Annotated in this window: 18 protein-coding genes; 4 read left to right on the top strand and 14 right to left on the bottom strand. The window is 68.5% G+C overall.

The genetic code is table 11. From position 1 onward, the window contains the following. Window positions 1-3: 3 nt before the first annotated feature. On the top strand, window positions 4-846 hold the full coding sequence (locus RCP80_RS18585; RefSeq protein ID WP_308479077.1) for a dienelactone hydrolase family protein: 843 nt from the start codon (window positions 4-6) through the stop codon (window positions 844-846). A 108-nt stretch (window positions 847-954) separates the two neighbouring features. Here the strand turns inward: RCP80_RS18585 and RCP80_RS18590 are convergent, their stop codons facing one another. Further along, entirely contained in the window at window positions 955-1,731 is a 777-nt protein-coding gene (locus RCP80_RS18590; protein ID WP_308479078.1) for a TetR/AcrR family transcriptional regulator, read from the bottom strand. Window positions 1,732-2,172: 441 nt separating this feature from the next. Between RCP80_RS18590 and RCP80_RS18595 the strand changes: the two genes are divergently transcribed. Then, entirely contained in the window at window positions 2,173-3,582 is a 1,410-nt protein-coding gene (locus RCP80_RS18595; protein ID WP_308479079.1) for a carotenoid oxygenase family protein, read from the top strand. 92 nt (window positions 3,583-3,674) lie between these two features. Continuing rightward, window positions 3,675-4,712, top strand: a complete 1,038-nt coding sequence (locus tag RCP80_RS18600) for an LLM class F420-dependent oxidoreductase (protein ID WP_308479080.1) — start codon at window positions 3,675-3,677, stop codon at window positions 4,710-4,712. Here the strand turns inward: RCP80_RS18600 and RCP80_RS18605 are convergent, their stop codons facing one another. The 10 genes from RCP80_RS18605 to adh form a co-directional block, all read right to left on the bottom strand. Further along, window positions 4,713-5,198, bottom strand: a complete 486-nt coding sequence (locus RCP80_RS18605) for a hypothetical protein (protein ID WP_308479081.1) — start codon at window positions 5,196-5,198, stop codon at window positions 4,713-4,715. A 26-nt stretch (window positions 5,199-5,224) separates the two neighbouring features. Next, on the bottom strand, window positions 5,225-6,019 hold the full coding sequence (locus tag RCP80_RS18610; RefSeq protein WP_308479082.1) for a hypothetical protein: 795 nt from the start codon (window positions 6,017-6,019) through the stop codon (window positions 5,225-5,227). Continuing rightward, entirely contained in the window at window positions 6,003-6,314 is a 312-nt protein-coding gene (locus RCP80_RS18615; protein WP_308479083.1) for a type VII secretion target, read from the bottom strand. Before RCP80_RS18615 ends, RCP80_RS18610 begins: the two co-directional genes overlap by 17 nt. A 51-nt stretch (window positions 6,315-6,365) precedes the next feature. Beyond that, window positions 6,366-7,727, bottom strand: coding sequence for a phosphoglucosamine mutase (glmM, locus tag RCP80_RS18620; RefSeq protein WP_308479084.1), 1,362 nt, complete (start codon window positions 7,725-7,727; stop codon window positions 6,366-6,368). 133 nt (window positions 7,728-7,860) lie between these two features. Further along, window positions 7,861-8,373 (bottom strand): 30S ribosomal protein S9, encoded by a 513-nt coding sequence (gene rpsI, locus RCP80_RS18625; RefSeq protein WP_373693545.1) that lies wholly within the window; start codon window positions 8,371-8,373, stop codon window positions 7,861-7,863. Between the two features lie 11 nt (window positions 8,374-8,384). Continuing rightward, entirely contained in the window at window positions 8,385-8,828 is a 444-nt protein-coding gene (gene rplM, locus RCP80_RS18630; RefSeq protein ID WP_308479085.1) for a 50S ribosomal protein L13, read from the bottom strand. Window positions 8,829-8,998: 170 nt separating this feature from the next. Next, window positions 8,999-9,748 (bottom strand): ethanolamine ammonia-lyase subunit EutC, encoded by a 750-nt coding sequence (gene eutC, locus RCP80_RS18635; protein WP_308479086.1) that lies wholly within the window; start codon window positions 9,746-9,748, stop codon window positions 8,999-9,001. 7 nt (window positions 9,749-9,755) lie between these two features. Next, window positions 9,756-11,168 carry an ethanolamine ammonia-lyase subunit EutB gene (locus tag RCP80_RS18640; protein WP_308479087.1) on the bottom strand — a complete coding sequence of 471 codons (1,413 nt, stop codon included), beginning with the start codon at window positions 11,166-11,168 and terminating at the stop codon, window positions 9,756-9,758. Then, window positions 11,165-12,574 (bottom strand): ethanolamine permease, encoded by a 1,410-nt coding sequence (gene eat, locus RCP80_RS18645; RefSeq protein ID WP_308479088.1) that lies wholly within the window; start codon window positions 12,572-12,574, stop codon window positions 11,165-11,167. Before eat ends, RCP80_RS18640 begins: the two co-directional genes overlap by 4 nt. 185 nt (window positions 12,575-12,759) lie before the next feature. Beyond that, a complete protein-coding gene (gene adh, locus RCP80_RS18650; RefSeq protein WP_308479089.1) occupies window positions 12,760-14,283 on the bottom strand; it encodes an aldehyde dehydrogenase in 1,524 nt (507 codons plus the stop codon). A gap of 76 nt (window positions 14,284-14,359) precedes the next feature. Here adh and RCP80_RS18655 point away from each other — a divergent pair, with 76 nt between their 5' ends. Beyond that, complete coding sequence (locus RCP80_RS18655; protein WP_373693546.1) at window positions 14,360-14,980, top strand: TetR/AcrR family transcriptional regulator; 621 nt, start codon at window positions 14,360-14,362, stop codon at window positions 14,978-14,980. On the opposite strand, the gene RCP80_RS18660 is transcribed toward RCP80_RS18655, so the two are convergent. The 3 genes from RCP80_RS18660 to RCP80_RS18670 form a co-directional block, all read right to left on the bottom strand. Beyond that, a complete protein-coding gene (locus RCP80_RS18660; protein ID WP_308479091.1) occupies window positions 14,946-15,866 on the bottom strand; it encodes an alpha/beta hydrolase in 921 nt (306 codons plus the stop codon). The two genes, RCP80_RS18655 and RCP80_RS18660, sit on opposite strands and share 35 nt — an antisense overlap. A 159-nt stretch (window positions 15,867-16,025) precedes the next feature. After that, window positions 16,026-16,322, bottom strand: a complete 297-nt coding sequence (locus RCP80_RS18665; RefSeq protein ID WP_308479092.1) for a WXG100 family type VII secretion target — start codon at window positions 16,320-16,322, stop codon at window positions 16,026-16,028. Between the two features lie 11 nt (window positions 16,323-16,333). Continuing rightward, a complete protein-coding gene (locus RCP80_RS18670; protein WP_308479093.1) occupies window positions 16,334-16,654 on the bottom strand; it encodes a WXG100 family type VII secretion target in 321 nt (106 codons plus the stop codon). Between the last annotated feature and the right edge of the window lie 59 nt (window positions 16,655-16,713).

Here is a 16,713-nt window from a genome sequence, read left to right on the forward strand (position 1 = left end):
CGGGTGGCCAGTATCAAGAAGCTCGTGTCAACGCTGAGCCGGCGGGGCCCGCACCCCGTTTTGCGTGGTGACCTGGCCTTTGCCGGTCTGCCCGGCGTGGTCTACACCCCGGCGACGGGATTCAATCTGCCTGCGGTGGCCTTCGCCCACGATTGGGTCACAGCCGCCGACCGCTACGTCGGCACGCTGGAACACCTGGCCTCCTGGGGCATCGTGGCCGCGGCGCCGGACACCGAACGCGGTTTGGCGCCCTCGGTCCTCAACCTCGGCTTCGACCTGGGCACCACCCTCGACATCGTCAGCGGCGTGCGGTTGGGCCCAGGGCAGATCAGCGTGCATCCGGGCAAGCTGGGCGTGGCCGGCCACGGCTTCGGGGCCGGGGCGGCGGTCTTCGCCGCGGCCGGGATGGCGGACCGGGTGCGGGTGGCGGCGGCGATCTTCCCGTCGATCACCAAACCGGCGGCCACCGAGCCCGCAGCGGCCCTGAAGGTGCCCGGGGTGGTGTTCACCGCCCCCCGCGACGGCACCGACTTGCGGTCCAACGCGCTGGAGCTGGCCCGCGCCTGGCCGTCGGCGACGCTGCACATAGTGAGCAAGGCCGAATCGACCGGGCTCGCCGAGGGGCGCACACTCGCGAAGTTCATCGGTGCCGGTGGTTCGGATCGACGCACCCAGAAGTCGGTGCGCGCGCTGTTGACCGGCTTCCTGCTGTTCGCGCTCACCGGGGACAAGAAGTACCAGGAGTTCGCCAAGCCACAGGACCGGCTGCCCGGGACCGACGAGCTGCCGGCGGAGTTGGTGCCCGCTTCGACCGAGGAGCGGGTGGTGGCGCTACTGCGGAGGTGAGCCGGGCGGTTCAGGCCTCCAGCGTGCCCAACGTGGTTCCCACCGGATAGGTCGCGTCGGCTTCGACGGCGGTACCGGAAAGTGGTGGCCGCCAAGGGTGTTCCGGCCTTACCGGTTGGTCGGCGGATCTGCGCCGGGTTTGAGCAACAGGGTGTCGATGAGCTGGGTCATGCGGTCCATGGCGGCGGGGTCGGTGGATGCCGCCGCGTGGGCGAAGCCGTCGACGATCGCATTGATCATCCCGGCCACCTCGGCCGGATCCAGATCGGCCGGGATCAAACCGCCCGCCTGCCCGGTACGCACCGCACCCGTGAGGGCATCGGCCATGATCGTGGCCTGCTTGGCGAAGGCCTCGGTGAGTTCCTCGTGCCGGCGCGCGTCGATCGGCGCGGTGGCCACGAAGCCCGCCAATTCGGGCGACTCGTGGTTGATCCGCATCGACTCGCTCAGCACGGCGCGCAGTAGCCCGTGCACGGTGTGCGCGCCAGACATCACCTCCGACGATCGCGCGATGATGTTGCCGTAGACGTCGTCGCAGACGGCGTCGAATAGTTTGCGTTTGGTGCCGAAGTGGTAGTACACCGACCCGGCGGTCACGCCCGCCATGTCGGCGATCAGATTGTTGGTGGCCGGACCGTAGCCGTACTGCGCGAAGCATCGGCAGGCCGCATCGATCACACGCTGGCGGGTGTCGACGCTGTCGATGCCGGCCGGACGGCCCGGCCCCGGCCTGGTCACCTTGTTCTCACTCACCCCACAATCATCGCGCACCAGCGCAAGGGTGGGGACGACCGCGTCAGCGGCCAAGATAGCCACCAAGGTCTTGATGGGACTGCCGAATCCGGATCTCCTGGTATTCGCCTGCATCACAACGGGTTTCCTCATCGACTTCACCCCCTGGGTCCGCGGCAGGTTAGCCCGGCCCGCTGGAACACCACGCACCGCCCGACTGCCCCTCGGGCGGTGATCATCCGGCTGAAGCCATGCAATCCGCCGTGCCCAGTAGACGTCGTACTGCGTGTTGGAGTCGATTCACCTTGGCGTCCTCGGCGTCGAAGCCTTGGCGCCAGAGCGTGGGATATGATCCACCTCGCTATTATATTGGTCCACCAATTAGTCAAACCCCCGCCACGAATAGCTGGGAGCCCCAGCGTTGATCACCGCCGCAACCGAGCCGAACGCCTATCAGGTCGGGGCGTGCGACCCGCTTGGATCCGGCCACCATGCAAGCTCGACACCCGTGGCGTGCAAGGCGGCAGCGAAAGTGTTCGACCGGGGTTCGACCAGCCGACTGAGCCAGCTAGGAATGCCGTGACAAGTCCCAGCATGTCCGCCTACGAGCCGCTGTACGCCGAACACGACTACACCATCGAGGATTTCGAGGGGGCGCTGCCCGAGGAGTTGCGCGGCACCCTCTACCGCAACGGTCCAGGCAAGCTCGAGGCCGGCGGCCAAGCGTTGGGTCACCTCTTCGACGGCGACGGGATGCTGTCGATGTTCGCCATCGCCGACGGCACCGTGCGGTTCCGGAACCGCTACATCAAGACCAAGCACTACCGGAAGTCGCTGGGCTCCGGTGGCGCGCCCTATCGCGCGCTGGGGACCATGCGCCCGGGCGGGGTGCTGGCCAACGCGTTGCGCTTCCCGGCCAACGTCGCCAACACCGGAGTCGTCACGCATGCGGGCAAGTTGTTGGCGTTGTGGGAGGGCGGCCGGCCCACCGAAGTCGACCCGGACACCCTCGACACTGTCGGACTGCACGACTTCGACGGCGGCCTCAAGTGGCTCGGCGCGTTCTCCGCGCATCCCAAATGGGATCCGGACACCGGCGACATGTTCAACTTCGGCATGGCGATGGCGCCGATCCCGAAGCTGATCTGCTATCGCGTCGATCCACGCGGCCGACTGCACCGACTGGGCGAACTCAGGCTGCCCTCGCCGATGTTCAATCATGATGTGGGCCTGACCGCGCGGCACATGGTGTTCGTGATCCCCCCGCTGGTGTTCCCGCTGGGCAAGTTCCTGGGTTCGGGCCTGGGGTTGCGCAACTACATCGATGCCATCGAGTACGACGCCAGCCAGGGCACGATGATCGCACTGGTGCCCCGCGACGGCGGCAAACCCGTGGTGTTGCAGACGGATTCGTCCCTGCACCTGCACCTGTCCAACGCCTACGAACAGGGCGATGACACCGTGGTCGAGCTGGTCAACTATCACGCCACCTGGGAGCAGCTCAACGGCCAGTTGTCCGCGGTGCAGAACCTGGTCGAGACGTCGACCATGCCCTACGGCGGGACGCTCAGCCGGGTCCGGATCACACCGGCCGGGACCGTCAGGACCGAGCAGATCTGCGACCTCAGCGGGGAGTTCCCCACCTTCAACCTGAAGCACACCACGCTGCAGAACCGCTACACCTACCTGTCGGCCGGCGCCGACGGCAGCGTCTACCCCAATTCCATTGCAAAGGTCGACAACTCGACGGGCAAGGAGTCCATCCACCACCTGCCCGACGGGCAGCTGCCGCACGAGGCCATCTTCGCCCCGCGCCCCGGCGGCACCGACGAGGACGACGGCTGGCTGCTGGTGGCCACCCAGGACGGGATCAACAACGTCGCGAGCCTGGTGGTGCTGGACGCCAAGGCTGTCGAGGCCGACCCGATCTACGTCGGCAGGCTGCGCCACCACCTGCCGCTGACGTTCCACGGCAGCTTCACGCCGCGGGTTGCTACTGGGTAATCGGGCGGAACACCTCGCTACCAACTGGCCGGCCATGGTGGCGCGGGTCTGCTCGGCTAGCCCACCAACTGGTTGGTGTATAACTGACTGCTATGCGCACTGGCATCTTTCTGGGGTATTCGGGCGGCTTTCGCGAGGCCGCCGAGCAGGTGGTCGAGTTCGAGAAACTCGGCGTCGACATCGCACTGGTCCCCGAGGCGTACTCCTTCGACGCCATCAGCCAACTCGGCTACCTCGCCGCCAAGACCTCGAGGATCGAACTCGGTTCGGGTGTGGTGCCGATCTACACCCGAACACCGTCACTGCTGGCGATGAGCGCCGCCGGCGTGGACTACGTGTCCGACGGCCGCTTCCGGTTGGGAATCGGAACGTCCGGGCCGCAGGTGGTGGAGGGCTTCCACGGCGTCCCGTTCGACGCACCCATGGGCCGCACCCGCGAGGTGGTGGAGATCTGCCGGCAGGTGTGGCGGCGCGAGCGGCTGAATTACGACGGACGCTACTACCAGTTGCCGCTGCCCGCCGACCGTGGCACCGGGCTGGGCAAGCCGCTGAAGCTGATCAATCACCCTGTCCGGGAACGGATTCCGATTGTCATCGCCGCGCTTGGCCCGCAGAACGTGCAGTTAACCGCTGAGATCGCCGAAGGCTGGCAACCGGTGTTCTACATGCCGGAGAAGGCCGATGAGGTATGGGGCGACGCGCTGCGGGCGGGCTTCGCCAAGCGCGATCCCGCACTCGGCGAGCTGGACGTCATGGTCTCGGCGAGCCTGGCCATCGGCGAGGACGTCGAAGACCGACTGGCCTGGGCAAAACCGCAATTGGCGCTCTACCTCGGCGGGATGGGTGCGCGCGGCCAGAATTTCTATCACAAGTTGGCCACCCGCTACGGGTTTGGCGAGGCCGCCGACCGCATTCAGGATCTGTACCTGGCCGGACTCAAGCAGGAGGCTGTAGCCGCCGTTCCCGACGAGCTGGTGCGCAGCGTGTCGCTGATCGGACCCCGCGGGTACATCAAGGACCGGATCGCGGCCTTCGCGGAGTCCGGGGTGACCACGCTGCTGGTGCATCCCATGGGCAACGAGCGCGAATCCATGGAGTATGTCGAGGAATTGGTTGCCCTGACCCGGTGATCACTCCCCCACCTGGGGTAGTTCGTCGGCGGCCATCTCGCACGGGGTCGCCGCCGGTACCGGTGGCGGCGGTGGTGCAGCTACCGGTGCGCTCGGGACGCAGTCCGGTTCGGGTTCGGGCTCGTGTTCGGGTGGCTGCCCTACCGGGTCGACCTCGGTAGGGCCGTCCTCGGGTTCGATCTCGGCCCCTTCCTCCTCGTCGGTGTCCTCCGGATGAGGGTCGGCCTCCTCGTCCTGCGACTCCTCGGCCTCGCCTAGCGCTGGCGGCTCAAGCTCGTCGAGTGCCGGCGGGTCGAGCTCGTCGAGTGCCGGCGAGTCAATATCCGAGCCGGCCGTCCCCGCCGCCGGCATACCGGCGCCCGGAGCCCCCAACAGCCCGCCCAGGGTTTCGGCGATCCGCCCCGGGATCCCCGCAACCGCACCCAAGTCCGGCGGTGCCGCCGGGACCGGCGGTGCGGCAGGCGGCAAGGGTGCGGCCTCCGCCATCGCTGGCACAGCGGCGGGGCCCGGCGCTACGGCCGGCACAGCGGGCGGGACAGCGACCGGGCCGGACCCTGAAATACCTCCTGCGGTACCACCTCCGCTGCCGCCGCTACCGTCGTCTGGGGCGCCACCCGAACCGGCCGGGGCCCGAGGTCGCCCGGCACCTCGAACTGCACGCCCTGCCACTGACCGAGCGCATCGATGGCGCGCCGGTAGGCGTCCCGGGCGGCCTCGGTCGTCGTCCGCATGTCCCGGAGCCAGTCGTTGCCGATCGCGGTGGCCACAAACGGTGCCACCTGCGCGTCGACGATGTCCACGGCCGCCTCATCAGGCGCGCCGGTCAGCACGGCCTGCGCGGCCGCCAACCAGCTCTGCCGCCGCGTCCCGACCCGTTCCACGATCGCCGTCGTCGCCGCCACCTTGGCGTCCACCGCCCGCCACAGCTCCTCCCGCAGCGCGGCACAGGTCTGCGCCGCCACCGTCAGCGCATCAGCCAGCGCTGCGGACGAATCACAGTGTCGCCGAATGAATTCCACGCTCGCTGCCGCACCGGGCCCGGTCCAGGCCCGCACCAGCGCCGCAAGTTGACCGCGGGCCAGGTCCACCGCCTCGGTCGCGGCGCGCGCCGCGGTCTCCACCGCGGCCCGATCGGCATGCAGGCGCTGCAGGTCGAGGCCGTGTTCGGTGCCGTACCAGGACGCGAGATCGGTGAGTTCGGGATTCGAGTGGCCGCGCTGCCGCACCGCCGACACGTACGTGTGGGCGTCTTCGAGGGCGGCGCGGCCTTCGGCCAGCCGGGCCGCGACATCAAAGAGCGCGGTCATCGGAGCCCAATCGCCCGGCGAGGCCGCGATCGAAGTCGGCGTACCGTTGCGCACCGGCTCGCAGACCGGCCCCGATCTCCGCGGCGGCACGGGACCACAGCATCGCGTCGGTGACCACCCGCTCGATACCGCGCGGTATCGCAGCACCGTCGGCGGCATGGTCGCGACCGGCGACGGCGCTCCCGAAACTCAGTGGCGGCCGCACCGCCCGCTCCACCATCTCGGCAACGCGTTCGAACTCGCCGGCGACGGCCCGCAGTGCGTCCGCATCGACGCGAACCCCATCTTGTCCCATGCCTACTTAGACGGTGGCAGCCCGCCATCGGTTCCGCGGCCGGGGTGAAAGCTACTGCTGGCGACTCACCGATTCGGCCACCCGGCCGGCCACCAGGCGCGCGGTGTCCTCGTCGGCGGCCTCCACCATGACGCGAACCAGTTGTTCGGTTCCGGAGGGCCGCAACAGGATTCGGCCCGTATCACCCAACTCGGCCTCGGCCTCGCGGACCGCGGACTGCACCGCGGGCGCTTGGACGACGGTCGCCTTGTCGGCCACCTCGACGTTGATCAGTACCTGCGGCAGCGATCGCATGCCGGCCGCGAGTTCGGCCAACGACAGACCGGTCTGAGCCATCCGCGACATCAACCGCAGGCCCGTGACGATCCCGTCGCCGGTGGTGCCGAACGCCGGCAGCACGATGTGTCCGGACTGCTCGCCGCCGAGCGTGAACTCCCCGGCGCGCAACTCCTCGAGCACGTAGCGGTCACCGACGGCGGTGGTACGCACCGCGATTCCGGCCGCACGCATCGCCAGGTGCAGGCCGAGATTGCTCATCACCGTGGCCACCAGCGTGTTGGACGCCAGCTCGTCGGCCTCCTGCATCGCCGAAGCCAGCACCACCATGATGGCGTCGCCGTCGATCACCGCGCCGGTCGCGTCGACGGCCAGGCACCGGTCGGCATCGCCGTCATGGGCCAAACCCAGGTCGGCGCCGTGCGCGAGCACCGCGGCGGCGACCCCGTCCAGGTGCGTGGAGCCGCAGCCGTCGTTGATGTTGCGGCCGTTGGGTTCGGCGTTGATCGCCACCACAGTGGCTCCGGCGGCGCGGTAGGCGCGCGGCGCGGCCGTCGAGGCGGCCCCGTGGGCGCAGTCGACCACGACGGTCAGGCCTTCGAGTCGGGTGGTGGCCGCCTTGCCGACGTGCCGCAGGTAGCGCTCGAGCGCGTCCTCGGCGTTGACCACCCGCCCGATATCGGCGCCGATCGGGCGTCCACCGGTACCCGATGCTCTGCGCGCCAGCGGCTCATCGCCGACGAGCGCCTCGATCTGGTCCTCGGCGGCATCGTCGAGCTTGTGGCCGCCGGGACCGAAAATTTTGATGCCGTTGTCCGGCATGGGGTTGTGCGAGGCGGAGATCATCACGCCGAAGTCGGCGTCGTAGGCGCCGGCCAGGTAGGCCACCGCCGGGGTGGGGAGCACACCAACGCGAAGGGCGTCGACACCCTCGCTGGTCAGGCCGGCCACCACCGCGGCCTCGAGCATTTCTCCGCTGGCTCGGGGATCGCGGCCGACCACCGCCACCCGGCGTCGCGCCGGGCTCGAACGTGCAAGGTGACGGGCGGCGGCGGAACCCAGCGCCAGGGCGAGTTCCGCGGTCAACTCGCGGTTTGCCAGTCCTCGGACTCCATCGGTGCCGAACAGTCGACCCATAACAGACAAACCTCCCGGTTTGATGGTCGGTTTCCCCACTTTCCGGCGCGAGCGTGCGTGTCCGCGGTGCGACACGCCGCCGCAGTCGCGGAAGGACGCACGCTCGCGACCAGAAAGTGACCTGCTCGCAGTATCAGCGCTTGCTGTACTGAGGAGCCTTACGGGCCTTCTTGAGGCCGTACTTCTTGCGCTCGATGGCACGCGGGTCGCGGGTGAGGAAGCCGGCCTTCTTCAGCGCCGGACGGTCCTCGGGGGACACCAGGATGAGCGCACGGGCGATCGCCAGGCGCAGCGCGCCGGCCTGACCCGAGGGTCCGCCACCGTCGAGGTGGGCGTAGACATCGAAGCTCTCCAGCCGATCCACGGTCACCAGCGGCGCCTTGATCAGCTGCTGATGCACCTTGTTCGGGAAGTACTCCTCCAGGCTGCGGCCGTCCAGGAAGAACTTGCCGGTGCCGGGCACCAGACGCACCCGGACCACGGCCTCCTTGCGGCGGCCCACGGTCTGGATGGGACGTTCCAGGTAGACCGGCTCGCGGGGAGCGGACTCCTCGGTGGCAGCGGTCTCGTAGGTCTCCACCGGAGCCTCAGCGGCCACGGGGGCCTCTGCGGTCTCGGTGGTCTCGGTGACGGCTTCTTCAGTCACGTCAGTCTCGCTCACTGGCTCACCTGCTTGATCTCGTATGCGATCGGCTGCTGGGCGGTATGGGGGTGCTCGGGACCCGCATAGACCTTCAGCTTCTTCTGGATCTGCCGACCCAACTTCGTGTGCGGCAGCATGCCGAGGATGGCGTTCTCCACCACCCGGGTCGGCTGCTTGGCCAGCAGCTCGCCGATGCTGCGCTTGCGCAGACCGCCGGGATAACCCGAGTGGCGGTAAGCGAACTTCTTCTCGAGCTTGTCGCCGCTGATGGCGACCTTCTCGGCGTTGATGATGATGACGAAGTCACCACCGTCGACATTGGGTGTGAATGTCGGCTTGTGCTTGCCCCGCAGCAGGGTGGCTGCTGCAACAGCAAGGCGGCCGAGCACCACATCCGAGGCATCGATGACATACCACTGACGCGTGGTGTCACCCGCCTTCGGCGTGTAAGTAGGCACGTTGCTTACCTTCTCTTCTCGGGTTACGGAATGCCGGTCAGGCGGGTGCGAGTTGAGGTTCCGGCGACCGACGTTGACCCGGGACCCGTATGCCCGAGAAAAGGGCAGCACACGCCAACCGGGCAGCTTACCGGTGGCCGTCCGCGCAGGTCAAAACGCCCGGTCCGGCATCAGTGCAGTTCGCCGGCGCGGGAGGTGTCCTTGAGGGCGACTCCGGAGCGTCCCAGCTCGACCGCACCGCCGATCAGACCGGCCGCCACCCGCGCGGCGTCGGCGTACCCCAGGCCGTCGGGCGGGTGGATGTTGGAGACACAGTTGCGGTCGGCATCGGTACGGCCGGGCCGCGGCAGATGGGTCAGATAGATGCCGAGGCTGTCGGCCACGCTCAGGCCGGGCCGCTCCCCGATGATCACCAACAGGGTGCGGACCCGCTGCAGAGCGCCGATGTGGTCGCCGAGTGCGACGCGGGCCTGAGTGGCGATCACCGGCGGCGCCAGGGTGTAGCGGTCACGCAACTGCTCGACGAGTGCGCTCAGCAGCGCCGCACCGTGGTGCGCCAGGGCTGTCGGCGACAGTCCGTCGGCCAGCACGAAGCCGATGTCGGCCGGGTGCTCGGGCAACGCCCGGGATTCGGCGAGTACCCGCCCCAGGTCCGGTCTGCGCAGGTACTCGTCGCGGGAACGGGCCCGGCTGGTCACCGTCGCGGGCTCGCCGATTCCGACGTCGCGGACAGCTGCCGCCAACTCGGCGACCTCCAGCGGAATGTGCACGGCGTCACGGGCGGTGGCGTGCGCGGCCGCCAACTCCAGCACCCGTCGGGTCGGCAGCCCGTTGCCGGCTCGACCCAGACCGATCCTGGCCTGAGTGGTCAGGCGCAGCGTGTCCCAGAATTCTCGGACGGCCGGATCCTCGCTGGTCAAGGCGGGCTCACTGGTCCGTCGAGGTCAGGGAACGCAGCGGTGATCGGGTCAGGTCGAAGGGCGTGAGCGTGCCCGCCTCGTCGACCATGCCCACCTTGCGCAGCCACGCCTCGAACTCGGCGGCGGGCCGCAACCCGAGGGTGCGACGGGTGGTCAGCACGTCGTGGAACGCCAGACTCTGGTAGCCGAGCATCACGTCGTCGGCGCCGGGCACCGTGATGACGAACGCCACCCGGGCGGCCGCCAGCAGCGTCAGCAGGTTGTCCATGTCGTTCTGATCGGCCTCGGCGTGGTTGGTGTAGCAGACGTCCACCCCCATCGGCAGGCCGAGCAGCTTGCCGCAGAAGTGGTCTTCCAGGCCGGCCCGGATGATCTGTTTGCCGTCGTAGAGGTACTCCGGGCCGATGAATCCCACCACGGTGTTGATCAGTAGCGGCTGCAGGTCGCGGGCCACCGCGTAGGCCCGGGCCTCCAGGGTCTGCTGGTCCACCGGTTTGCCGCCGACACCCAGGTGGGACTGCGAGCTCAGCGCCGAGCCCTGCCCCGTCTCGAGGTACATGACGTTGTCGCCCACGGTTCCGCGGTGCAGCGCGCGGGCGGCGTCGCGGCCCTCCCGCAGCAGCGCGATGTCGACCCCGAACGCGGCGTTGGCGCTTTGGGTCCCGGCGATGGACTGGAAGACGAGGTCGACGGGCGCCCCGCGTTCGATCAGTCCGATCGTCGTGGTGATGTGCGAGAGCACGCAGGACTGTGCCGGGATGTCGTAACGGGTGCGAATGGAGTCGAGCAACTCCAGCAGGTCGGCGGTGGCCTGTGGGGAGTCGGTGGCCGGGTTGACCCCGATCACGGCATCACCGCAACCCAGCAGCAGCCCGTCGAGCACCGAGGCGGCAATCCCGCGGGGGTCGTCGGTGGGGTGGTTGGGCTGCAGCCGGGTCGCCAGTGTGCCGGGGGCACCGATCGTGGTGCGGAATCCGGCAGTCACCCGGGTGGCTGCCGCGACCGCGATCAGGTCCTGGTTGCGCATGATCTTGCTGACCGCGGCCACCATCTCCGGGGTCAGGCCCGGCCCGACCGCGGCGATCGTCTCGGCGGCCGTGTCCTGCGCGGCGGCCTCCAGCAACCAATCGCGCAAGCCCCCGACCGTCAGACTGGAGATCGCCGAAAAGGCTTGCCGGTCATGACTGTCCATGATCAGCCGGGTGACCTCGTCACTGTCGTAGTCGACGAGGTCCTCGTCGAGGAAGGTCTGCAGCGGCAGGTCCGCGAGCACCCAGGCGGCGGCCGCGCGTTCGGCGTCGTGCTCGGCGGCGCATCCGGCAAGCTGATCCCCGGAGCGCAGCGGGGTGGCTTTGGCCATCACCTCGACCAGCCCGTCGAAGTGGTAGTTCACCCCCGAAACCTGTTGCCGATAACTCAAGTCAATTCGCTCTCGGCCTGGGCCAGGATCGCGAACTCTTCGTCGGGCGAATTGGCCACCAACTGGTGCCGGCTGTACACCGCGAAATATCCCATGAACGCCGCGAACACCGCCAGGCACCAGCCCGCCGCAACGGGGTTGACCAGGAAGGTCGCGATGACCGCCAGCACCGCGATGACCAGCGCGAATCCCGTGGTCACCGCGCCGCCCGGGGTGCGGTACGGCCGCGGCATGTCGGGCTCACGCACTCGTAACACGATGTGGCTGACCATCATCAGCACGTAGCTCAGCGCGGCCCCGAACACCGCCATGTTCAGCAGCAGGTCGCCCTGTCCGGTCAGCGACAGCACGAAGCCAATGGCGCCGGGGATGATCAGCGCCAGGGTGGGCGCCTTGCGCTTGTTGGTCACCGACAGCGTTCTGGGCAGGTAGCCCGCCCGGGACAGCGCGAACAACTGTCGCGAGTACGCGTAGATGATCGAGAAGAAGCTGGCGATCAGGCCCGCCAGGCCGATGTAGTTCACGATCTTGGCGGCGGTGCCGTCGCCGAGCGCCTCCACCAGCGGGTTGCCCGAGGTCGACATCTCTTGGGCACCACCGGCTCCGGTGGTCAGCACCAGGACCGTGACGCAGGTGACCAGCAGCACGGCCATGGCGGCGATGATGCCGCGGGGCACGTTGCGCTCCGGGTCGGCGGCCTCCTCCGCCGCCAGCGGCACCCCCTCGATCGCGAGGAAGAACCAGATGGCGAACGGGATTGCGGCCCAGATCCCCAGGTAGCCATGGGGCAGCCAGGCGGAGGCGCCGGCGGCCTCGGTGGGTGCGATGTTGGTCAGGTTGGCCAGGTCGAAGTGCCCGACGGCGGCGACGGCGAACACCAGCAACCCGACCAGGGCGATGGCGGTGATGACGAACATGACCTTGAGCGCCTCCCCCACACCGGCCAGGTGGATGCCGATGAACAGCGCATAGGCCGCCAGATAGATCCACCAACCGCTGGTGATCCCGAACAGGCCGAGTGACTCGACGTAGGCGCCGATGAACGTCGCAATGGCGGCCGGGGCGATCGCGTATTCGATGAGAATGGCTGTGCCGGTGGCGAACCCACCCCACGGGCCGAGTGCCCGACGGGCGAACGTGTAGCCGCCGCCGGCCGCCGGCAAGGCCGCGGACAGCTCGGCCATCCCGAGGACCAGGGCCAGGTACATGCCGGCGATGATGACGGCCGCGATGGCCAGGCCGCCGAAGCCGCCCTGCTCGAGACCGAAGTTCCAGCCGGAGTAGTCGCCGGAGATGACGTAGCTGACGCCGAGGCCGGCCAGCAGCAGCCAGCCCGCACTGCCCGATTTCAGTTGGCGCTTCTGCAGATAGTCCGCACTCTCGAGATGCGCTTCGACACCGGCCACGTCGAACTCCTTCGCCTCACAGGGTCAATCTGGTTGCCACCGCCGCCAACGCGCTCCCCATTGAGCCCAGAGGTCGGGTACTCGACCTGACGCAAAATCATCTCCCGATATCACGACGGTGTCCACTCAAGTACGCCAACTCCACTGATGCTGTTCTCGGACAACACTATTCGACCGATTCGGGATCAGAAGAATCCCTGCGCGCTGTTGCTGTAGGACACCAGCAGATTCTTGGTCTGCTGATAGTGATCGAGCATCATCTTGTGGTTCTCCCGGCCGATGCCGGACTGCTTGTAACCGCCGAACGCCGCGTGCGCGGGGTAGGAGTGATAGCAGTTGGTCCAGACCCGGCCGGCCTTGATGTCGCGGCCCGCGCGGTAGGCGGTGTTGCCGTTGCGGCTCCACACCCCGGCGCCGAGGCCGTACAGGGTGTCGTTGGCGATGTCGATCGCCTCGTCGTAGTCCTTGAACGACGTGACCGCGACGACCGGACCGAAGATCTCCTCCTGGAAGATCCGCATCTTGTTGTGGCCGGTGAAGATGGTTGGCGCAACGTAATAGCCGCCGGACAGGTCGCCGCCGAGTTCGGCGCGTTCCCCGCCGGTGACCACCGTGGCGCCCTCGCTTTTACCGATCTCGATGTAGGACAGGATCTTTTCCAGCTGATCGTTGGAGGCCTGCGCCCCGATCATCGTCTCGGTGTCCAGCGGGTCGCCCTGTCGCACGGCCTTGGTCCGGATCGCGGCCATCGCGAGGAACTCGTCGTAGATGTCGGCCTGGATCAGCGACCGGGACGGACAGGTGCAGACCTCGCCCTGGTTGAGGGCGAACATCGTGAAGCCCTCCAGGGCCTTGTCCTGATACTCGTCGTTGGCGGCCAGCACATCGTTGAAGAAGATGTTCGGGCTCTTGCCGCCCAACTCGAGCGTCACCGGGATCAGGTTCTGGCTGGCGTACTGCATGATGAGCCGGCCGGTGGTGGTCTCGCCGGTGAACGCGATCTTGGCGATCCGGTGGCTCGAGGCCAGCGGCTTACCCGCCTCCACCCCGAAGCCGTTGACCACGTTGACGACACCGGGCGGCAGCAGATCGCCGATCACCGACATCAGGTACAGGATCGAGGCCGGGGTCTGCTCGGCCGGCTTGAGCACCACGGCGTTGCCCGCGGCCAGGGCCGGGGCCAACTTCCAGACCGCCATCAGGATCGGGAAGTTCCACGGGATGATCTGGCCGACAACACCCAGGGGCTCATGGAAGTGGTAGGCCACGGTGTCGTCGTCGATCTGCGACAGCGACCCCTCCTGGGCGCGGATGGCGCCGGCGAAGTACCGGAAGTGATCGACCGCCAACGGGATGTCGGCGTTGAGCGTCTCGCGGACCGGCTTGCCGTTGTCCCACGATTCGGCGACCGCGATCGATTCCAGGTTCTCCTCGATGCGGTCGGCGATCTTGTTCAGGACGACGGCACGCTCGGCCGGCGACGTCTTGCCCCAGGCCGGCGCCGCGGCGTGGGCCGCATCCAGCGCCTTGTCGATATCGGCTTCGTCGGAGCGCGCCACCTCGCAGAACGCCTCGCCGGTGATCGGCGTGGGGTTCTCGAAGTAGCGGCCGGCGGTCGGCGGCACCCATTGGCCACCGATGTAGTTGTCGTACCGGGCCTCGAACGACATCACGGCACCCTCGGCGCCCGGACGCGCGTAAACAGTCATCTTCAACCTCTTCTGATCGTCAGGTCGGCACGAAACGTGATAGCCACCACCCTTGCGGACTCCGGTGCCGGCCGCAATGCACCAACCGCAATTGGGCCACAATGGCTGCATCGGGACACCACGCAGGACGCCGCACCAGCAACGGGCCAGACAGACCCTGGACGTGCTGGTGGAGGCGGCCGCCCAGATGTTCTCCCGGGAGGGGCCGGCGGCCACCACCAACCGGATCGCCGAGCGCGCGGGCGTCTCGATCGGCACGCTGTACCAGTATTTCCCGGACAAGCACGCGCTGTTACGGGCGGTGGCCCGCCGACACGTCCGGGACGGCGAAGCGCGATTGGCCCCGCTGTTCGACCGGCTGCGGGTGGACAATCCGGCGTTCGAGACCACGATGGCCACGCTGCTGCGGGAAGTGGTGGACCTGCACAGCGGGCATCCGCGCCTGCACGCGTTGCTGCACCGGGTGGCCGGCACCGCCGACGACGTCGAGGAGATGGGCCGGTTCGAAGACTGGATCTGCGCCGAGGTGTCCTACCACCTCAAGCGCTGCGGTCGGGGCGGCGCGGACCCGGAGTTGACCGCCCGCACGATCCTGCACGCCGTCGACGCCCAGGTGCACCGCGTGATGCCCCGGCACGGCTACGACGTGAAGCAGTTGTTGCTCACCGTCGACCGGCTTGCTCCGCCACCGCCCTGACGGTCTCGCGCACCGCCTCCCCCAGCTGTGTCAAGCCCGGCTCCTCGATCGGGTAGTGCCCGCAGTTGTCCAGCAGCACCAACCGGGTCGGCGCCGAGATCCGTTGCAGGAAACCGATACTGCGCTCTGGCGGGGTCCAGGCGTCGGCAGCGGGATGGACCAGGGTGACCGCCGCGCCGCGGTACTGCTCGGGCACGGTGTGCCGATAACCGAGCCAGCTGGACAGGAACCCGAGGGGAACGTGGACGCCACCGCCCTTCGGGTCGGTCGCGCACAACCTCGACAGCCGCGGATTGCCGCTCATCGCGGACATGTCGGCGACCCAGCGCATCGGCACTCGGAGGTTTCCGAACGCCGCGCCGCCCATCCGCAGCGCCGCGCCGCTGATCCGGCCGTCGACCTTGATCCGGGACGCCGCCGCCAGCGCGGCCGGATCGGACAGATCGAGTAGGCAGGTCGCCAGCACCGCGGCGACCTCGCCGGTGCGCGCGGCGACCTCGTAGGCCAGCATGCCGCCCATGCTCGCGCCGAACAGCACGATCGGACGCGCATCGCGGCGCCGCTCTTCGACGACGATGTCGCAGAGCAGGTCGATCCAATCCGCATAGCGCACCCGGGCGGGTTCGGGTTCCACGGTGTCGCCGTACAGCGGCATGTCCGGCGAGAGCACCTCGACGCCCTCGCCCGCGAGCAGCCCGGCCAACGGCCACAGCGCACCCGAGTACCCACCGCCGCCGTGCACCACGATCATCCGCACGGGGGCCGAGGCGTCGGTCGCGCGGGCGATGTGGATGCGACGGCCACGCCAGTCCATCCACGTCGGCTCCGGCAGCACCCCGGAGCGGCGGTCGGGTGGCAGGAAGGCGGCGTACCGGTCGATGTCCATGCATCGATCCTTCGGCACCAGCGCGACGCTGACAACTCGCGTTCCGGACCGCCATCGGAGCAGTTCAGCGCGGCTTTCGGAGTTGCTACTCACTTTTCGCGACTGTGCGGCCCCACCGGGCTCTCCTCCCGGCGGGACCGCACAGAGTTGGTGGCGGCGCTACCGGAACCAGGTGTTCGCGGCGCGCCGGTCGGTCTCGGCCAGGTCGGCGGCGCCCTCACCGACGGCGTGCCCGAGCCGCATCAGCATGTCGTTGAGCGCGACCGCGGACTGCTGCCACCGCAGTTGTTCACCGCGATAGGCGGTGGCCGCCTCGCGGGTCCACAGCTCCTGCAACGGTGCGATCTGCGCTCTGAGGTCATCGAGCATGGCGTTCAGCCTGCCCGAGGTGGCGTTGATCTCGCCGCGCACCAACGCATCGATCTCCCCGAACTGATACGACAGCACTGGATCCATGGTCTGCCCCTTCAGAGTTCCGCGGCGCTCGCGCCGACCTGCCGCGCGTGCCGCTCGGTGGCGGCCCGCAGGGCGCGCTCATTGGTGCGAATGGTTTCGGCGATCGCCTCCAACGCGGTGCACAGCCGCACCGACTCGGCGTTCCAGCGCTGCATGACGTCGCGGAAAACGGTTGCGGCAGCACCACTCCAGACCGTGGGCGGTACGGCAGTCATGCGCCCGATGAAGGAATGCAGCATGGCGCGGATCTCCGCGCTGCGGGCGTCGGTCGTCCCGGCGACCTTGGTCATCAGCTCGAAGTCGGTGGCGAGGCTGTCGTGCGGTGTGCTCATCTGGTCTCCTTGATCGGTTCGGGTGGCCCCTGGTACGGACAGTGGTGCGGGTTCGCGGT

It is taken from the genome of Mycolicibacterium sp. MU0053 (assembly GCF_963378095.1).
GTDB classification, from domain to species: Bacteria; Actinomycetota; Actinomycetes; order Mycobacteriales; family Mycobacteriaceae; genus Mycobacterium; species Mycobacterium burgundiense.

Excerpts from the sequence above, each read along its gene's own strand:
- RCP80_RS18590 (WP_308479078.1), bottom strand. The coding sequence starts at position 1,731 with ATGAGGAAACCCGTTGTGATGCAGGCGAATACCAGGAGATCCGGATTC.
- RCP80_RS18595 (WP_308479079.1), top strand. The coding sequence starts at position 2,173 with ATGTCCGCCTACGAGCCGCTGTACGCCGAACACGACTACACCATCGAG.
- RCP80_RS18600 (WP_308479080.1), top strand. The coding sequence starts at position 3,675 with ATGCGCACTGGCATCTTTCTGGGGTATTCGGGCGGCTTTCGCGAGGCC.
- RCP80_RS18605 (WP_308479081.1), bottom strand. The coding sequence starts at position 5,198 with ATGGCGGAGGCCGCACCCTTGCCGCCTGCCGCACCGCCGGTCCCGGCG.
- RCP80_RS18610 (WP_308479082.1), bottom strand. The coding sequence starts at position 6,019 with ATGACCGCGCTCTTTGATGTCGCGGCCCGGCTGGCCGAAGGCCGCGCC.
- RCP80_RS18615 (WP_308479083.1), bottom strand. The coding sequence starts at position 6,314 with ATGGGACAAGATGGGGTTCGCGTCGATGCGGACGCACTGCGGGCCGTC.
- glmM (WP_308479084.1), bottom strand. The coding sequence starts at position 7,727 with ATGGGTCGACTGTTCGGCACCGATGGAGTCCGAGGACTGGCAAACCGC.
- adh (WP_308479089.1), bottom strand. The coding sequence starts at position 14,283 with ATGACTGTTTACGCGCGTCCGGGCGCCGAGGGTGCCGTGATGTCGTTC.
- RCP80_RS18655 (WP_373693546.1), top strand. The coding sequence starts at position 14,360 with ATGCACCAACCGCAATTGGGCCACAATGGCTGCATCGGGACACCACGC.
- RCP80_RS18660 (WP_308479091.1), bottom strand. The coding sequence starts at position 15,866 with ATGGACATCGACCGGTACGCCGCCTTCCTGCCACCCGACCGCCGCTCC.
- RCP80_RS18665 (WP_308479092.1), bottom strand. The coding sequence starts at position 16,322 with ATGGATCCAGTGCTGTCGTATCAGTTCGGGGAGATCGATGCGTTGGTG.
- RCP80_RS18670 (WP_308479093.1), bottom strand. The coding sequence starts at position 16,654 with ATGAGCACACCGCACGACAGCCTCGCCACCGACTTCGAGCTGATGACC.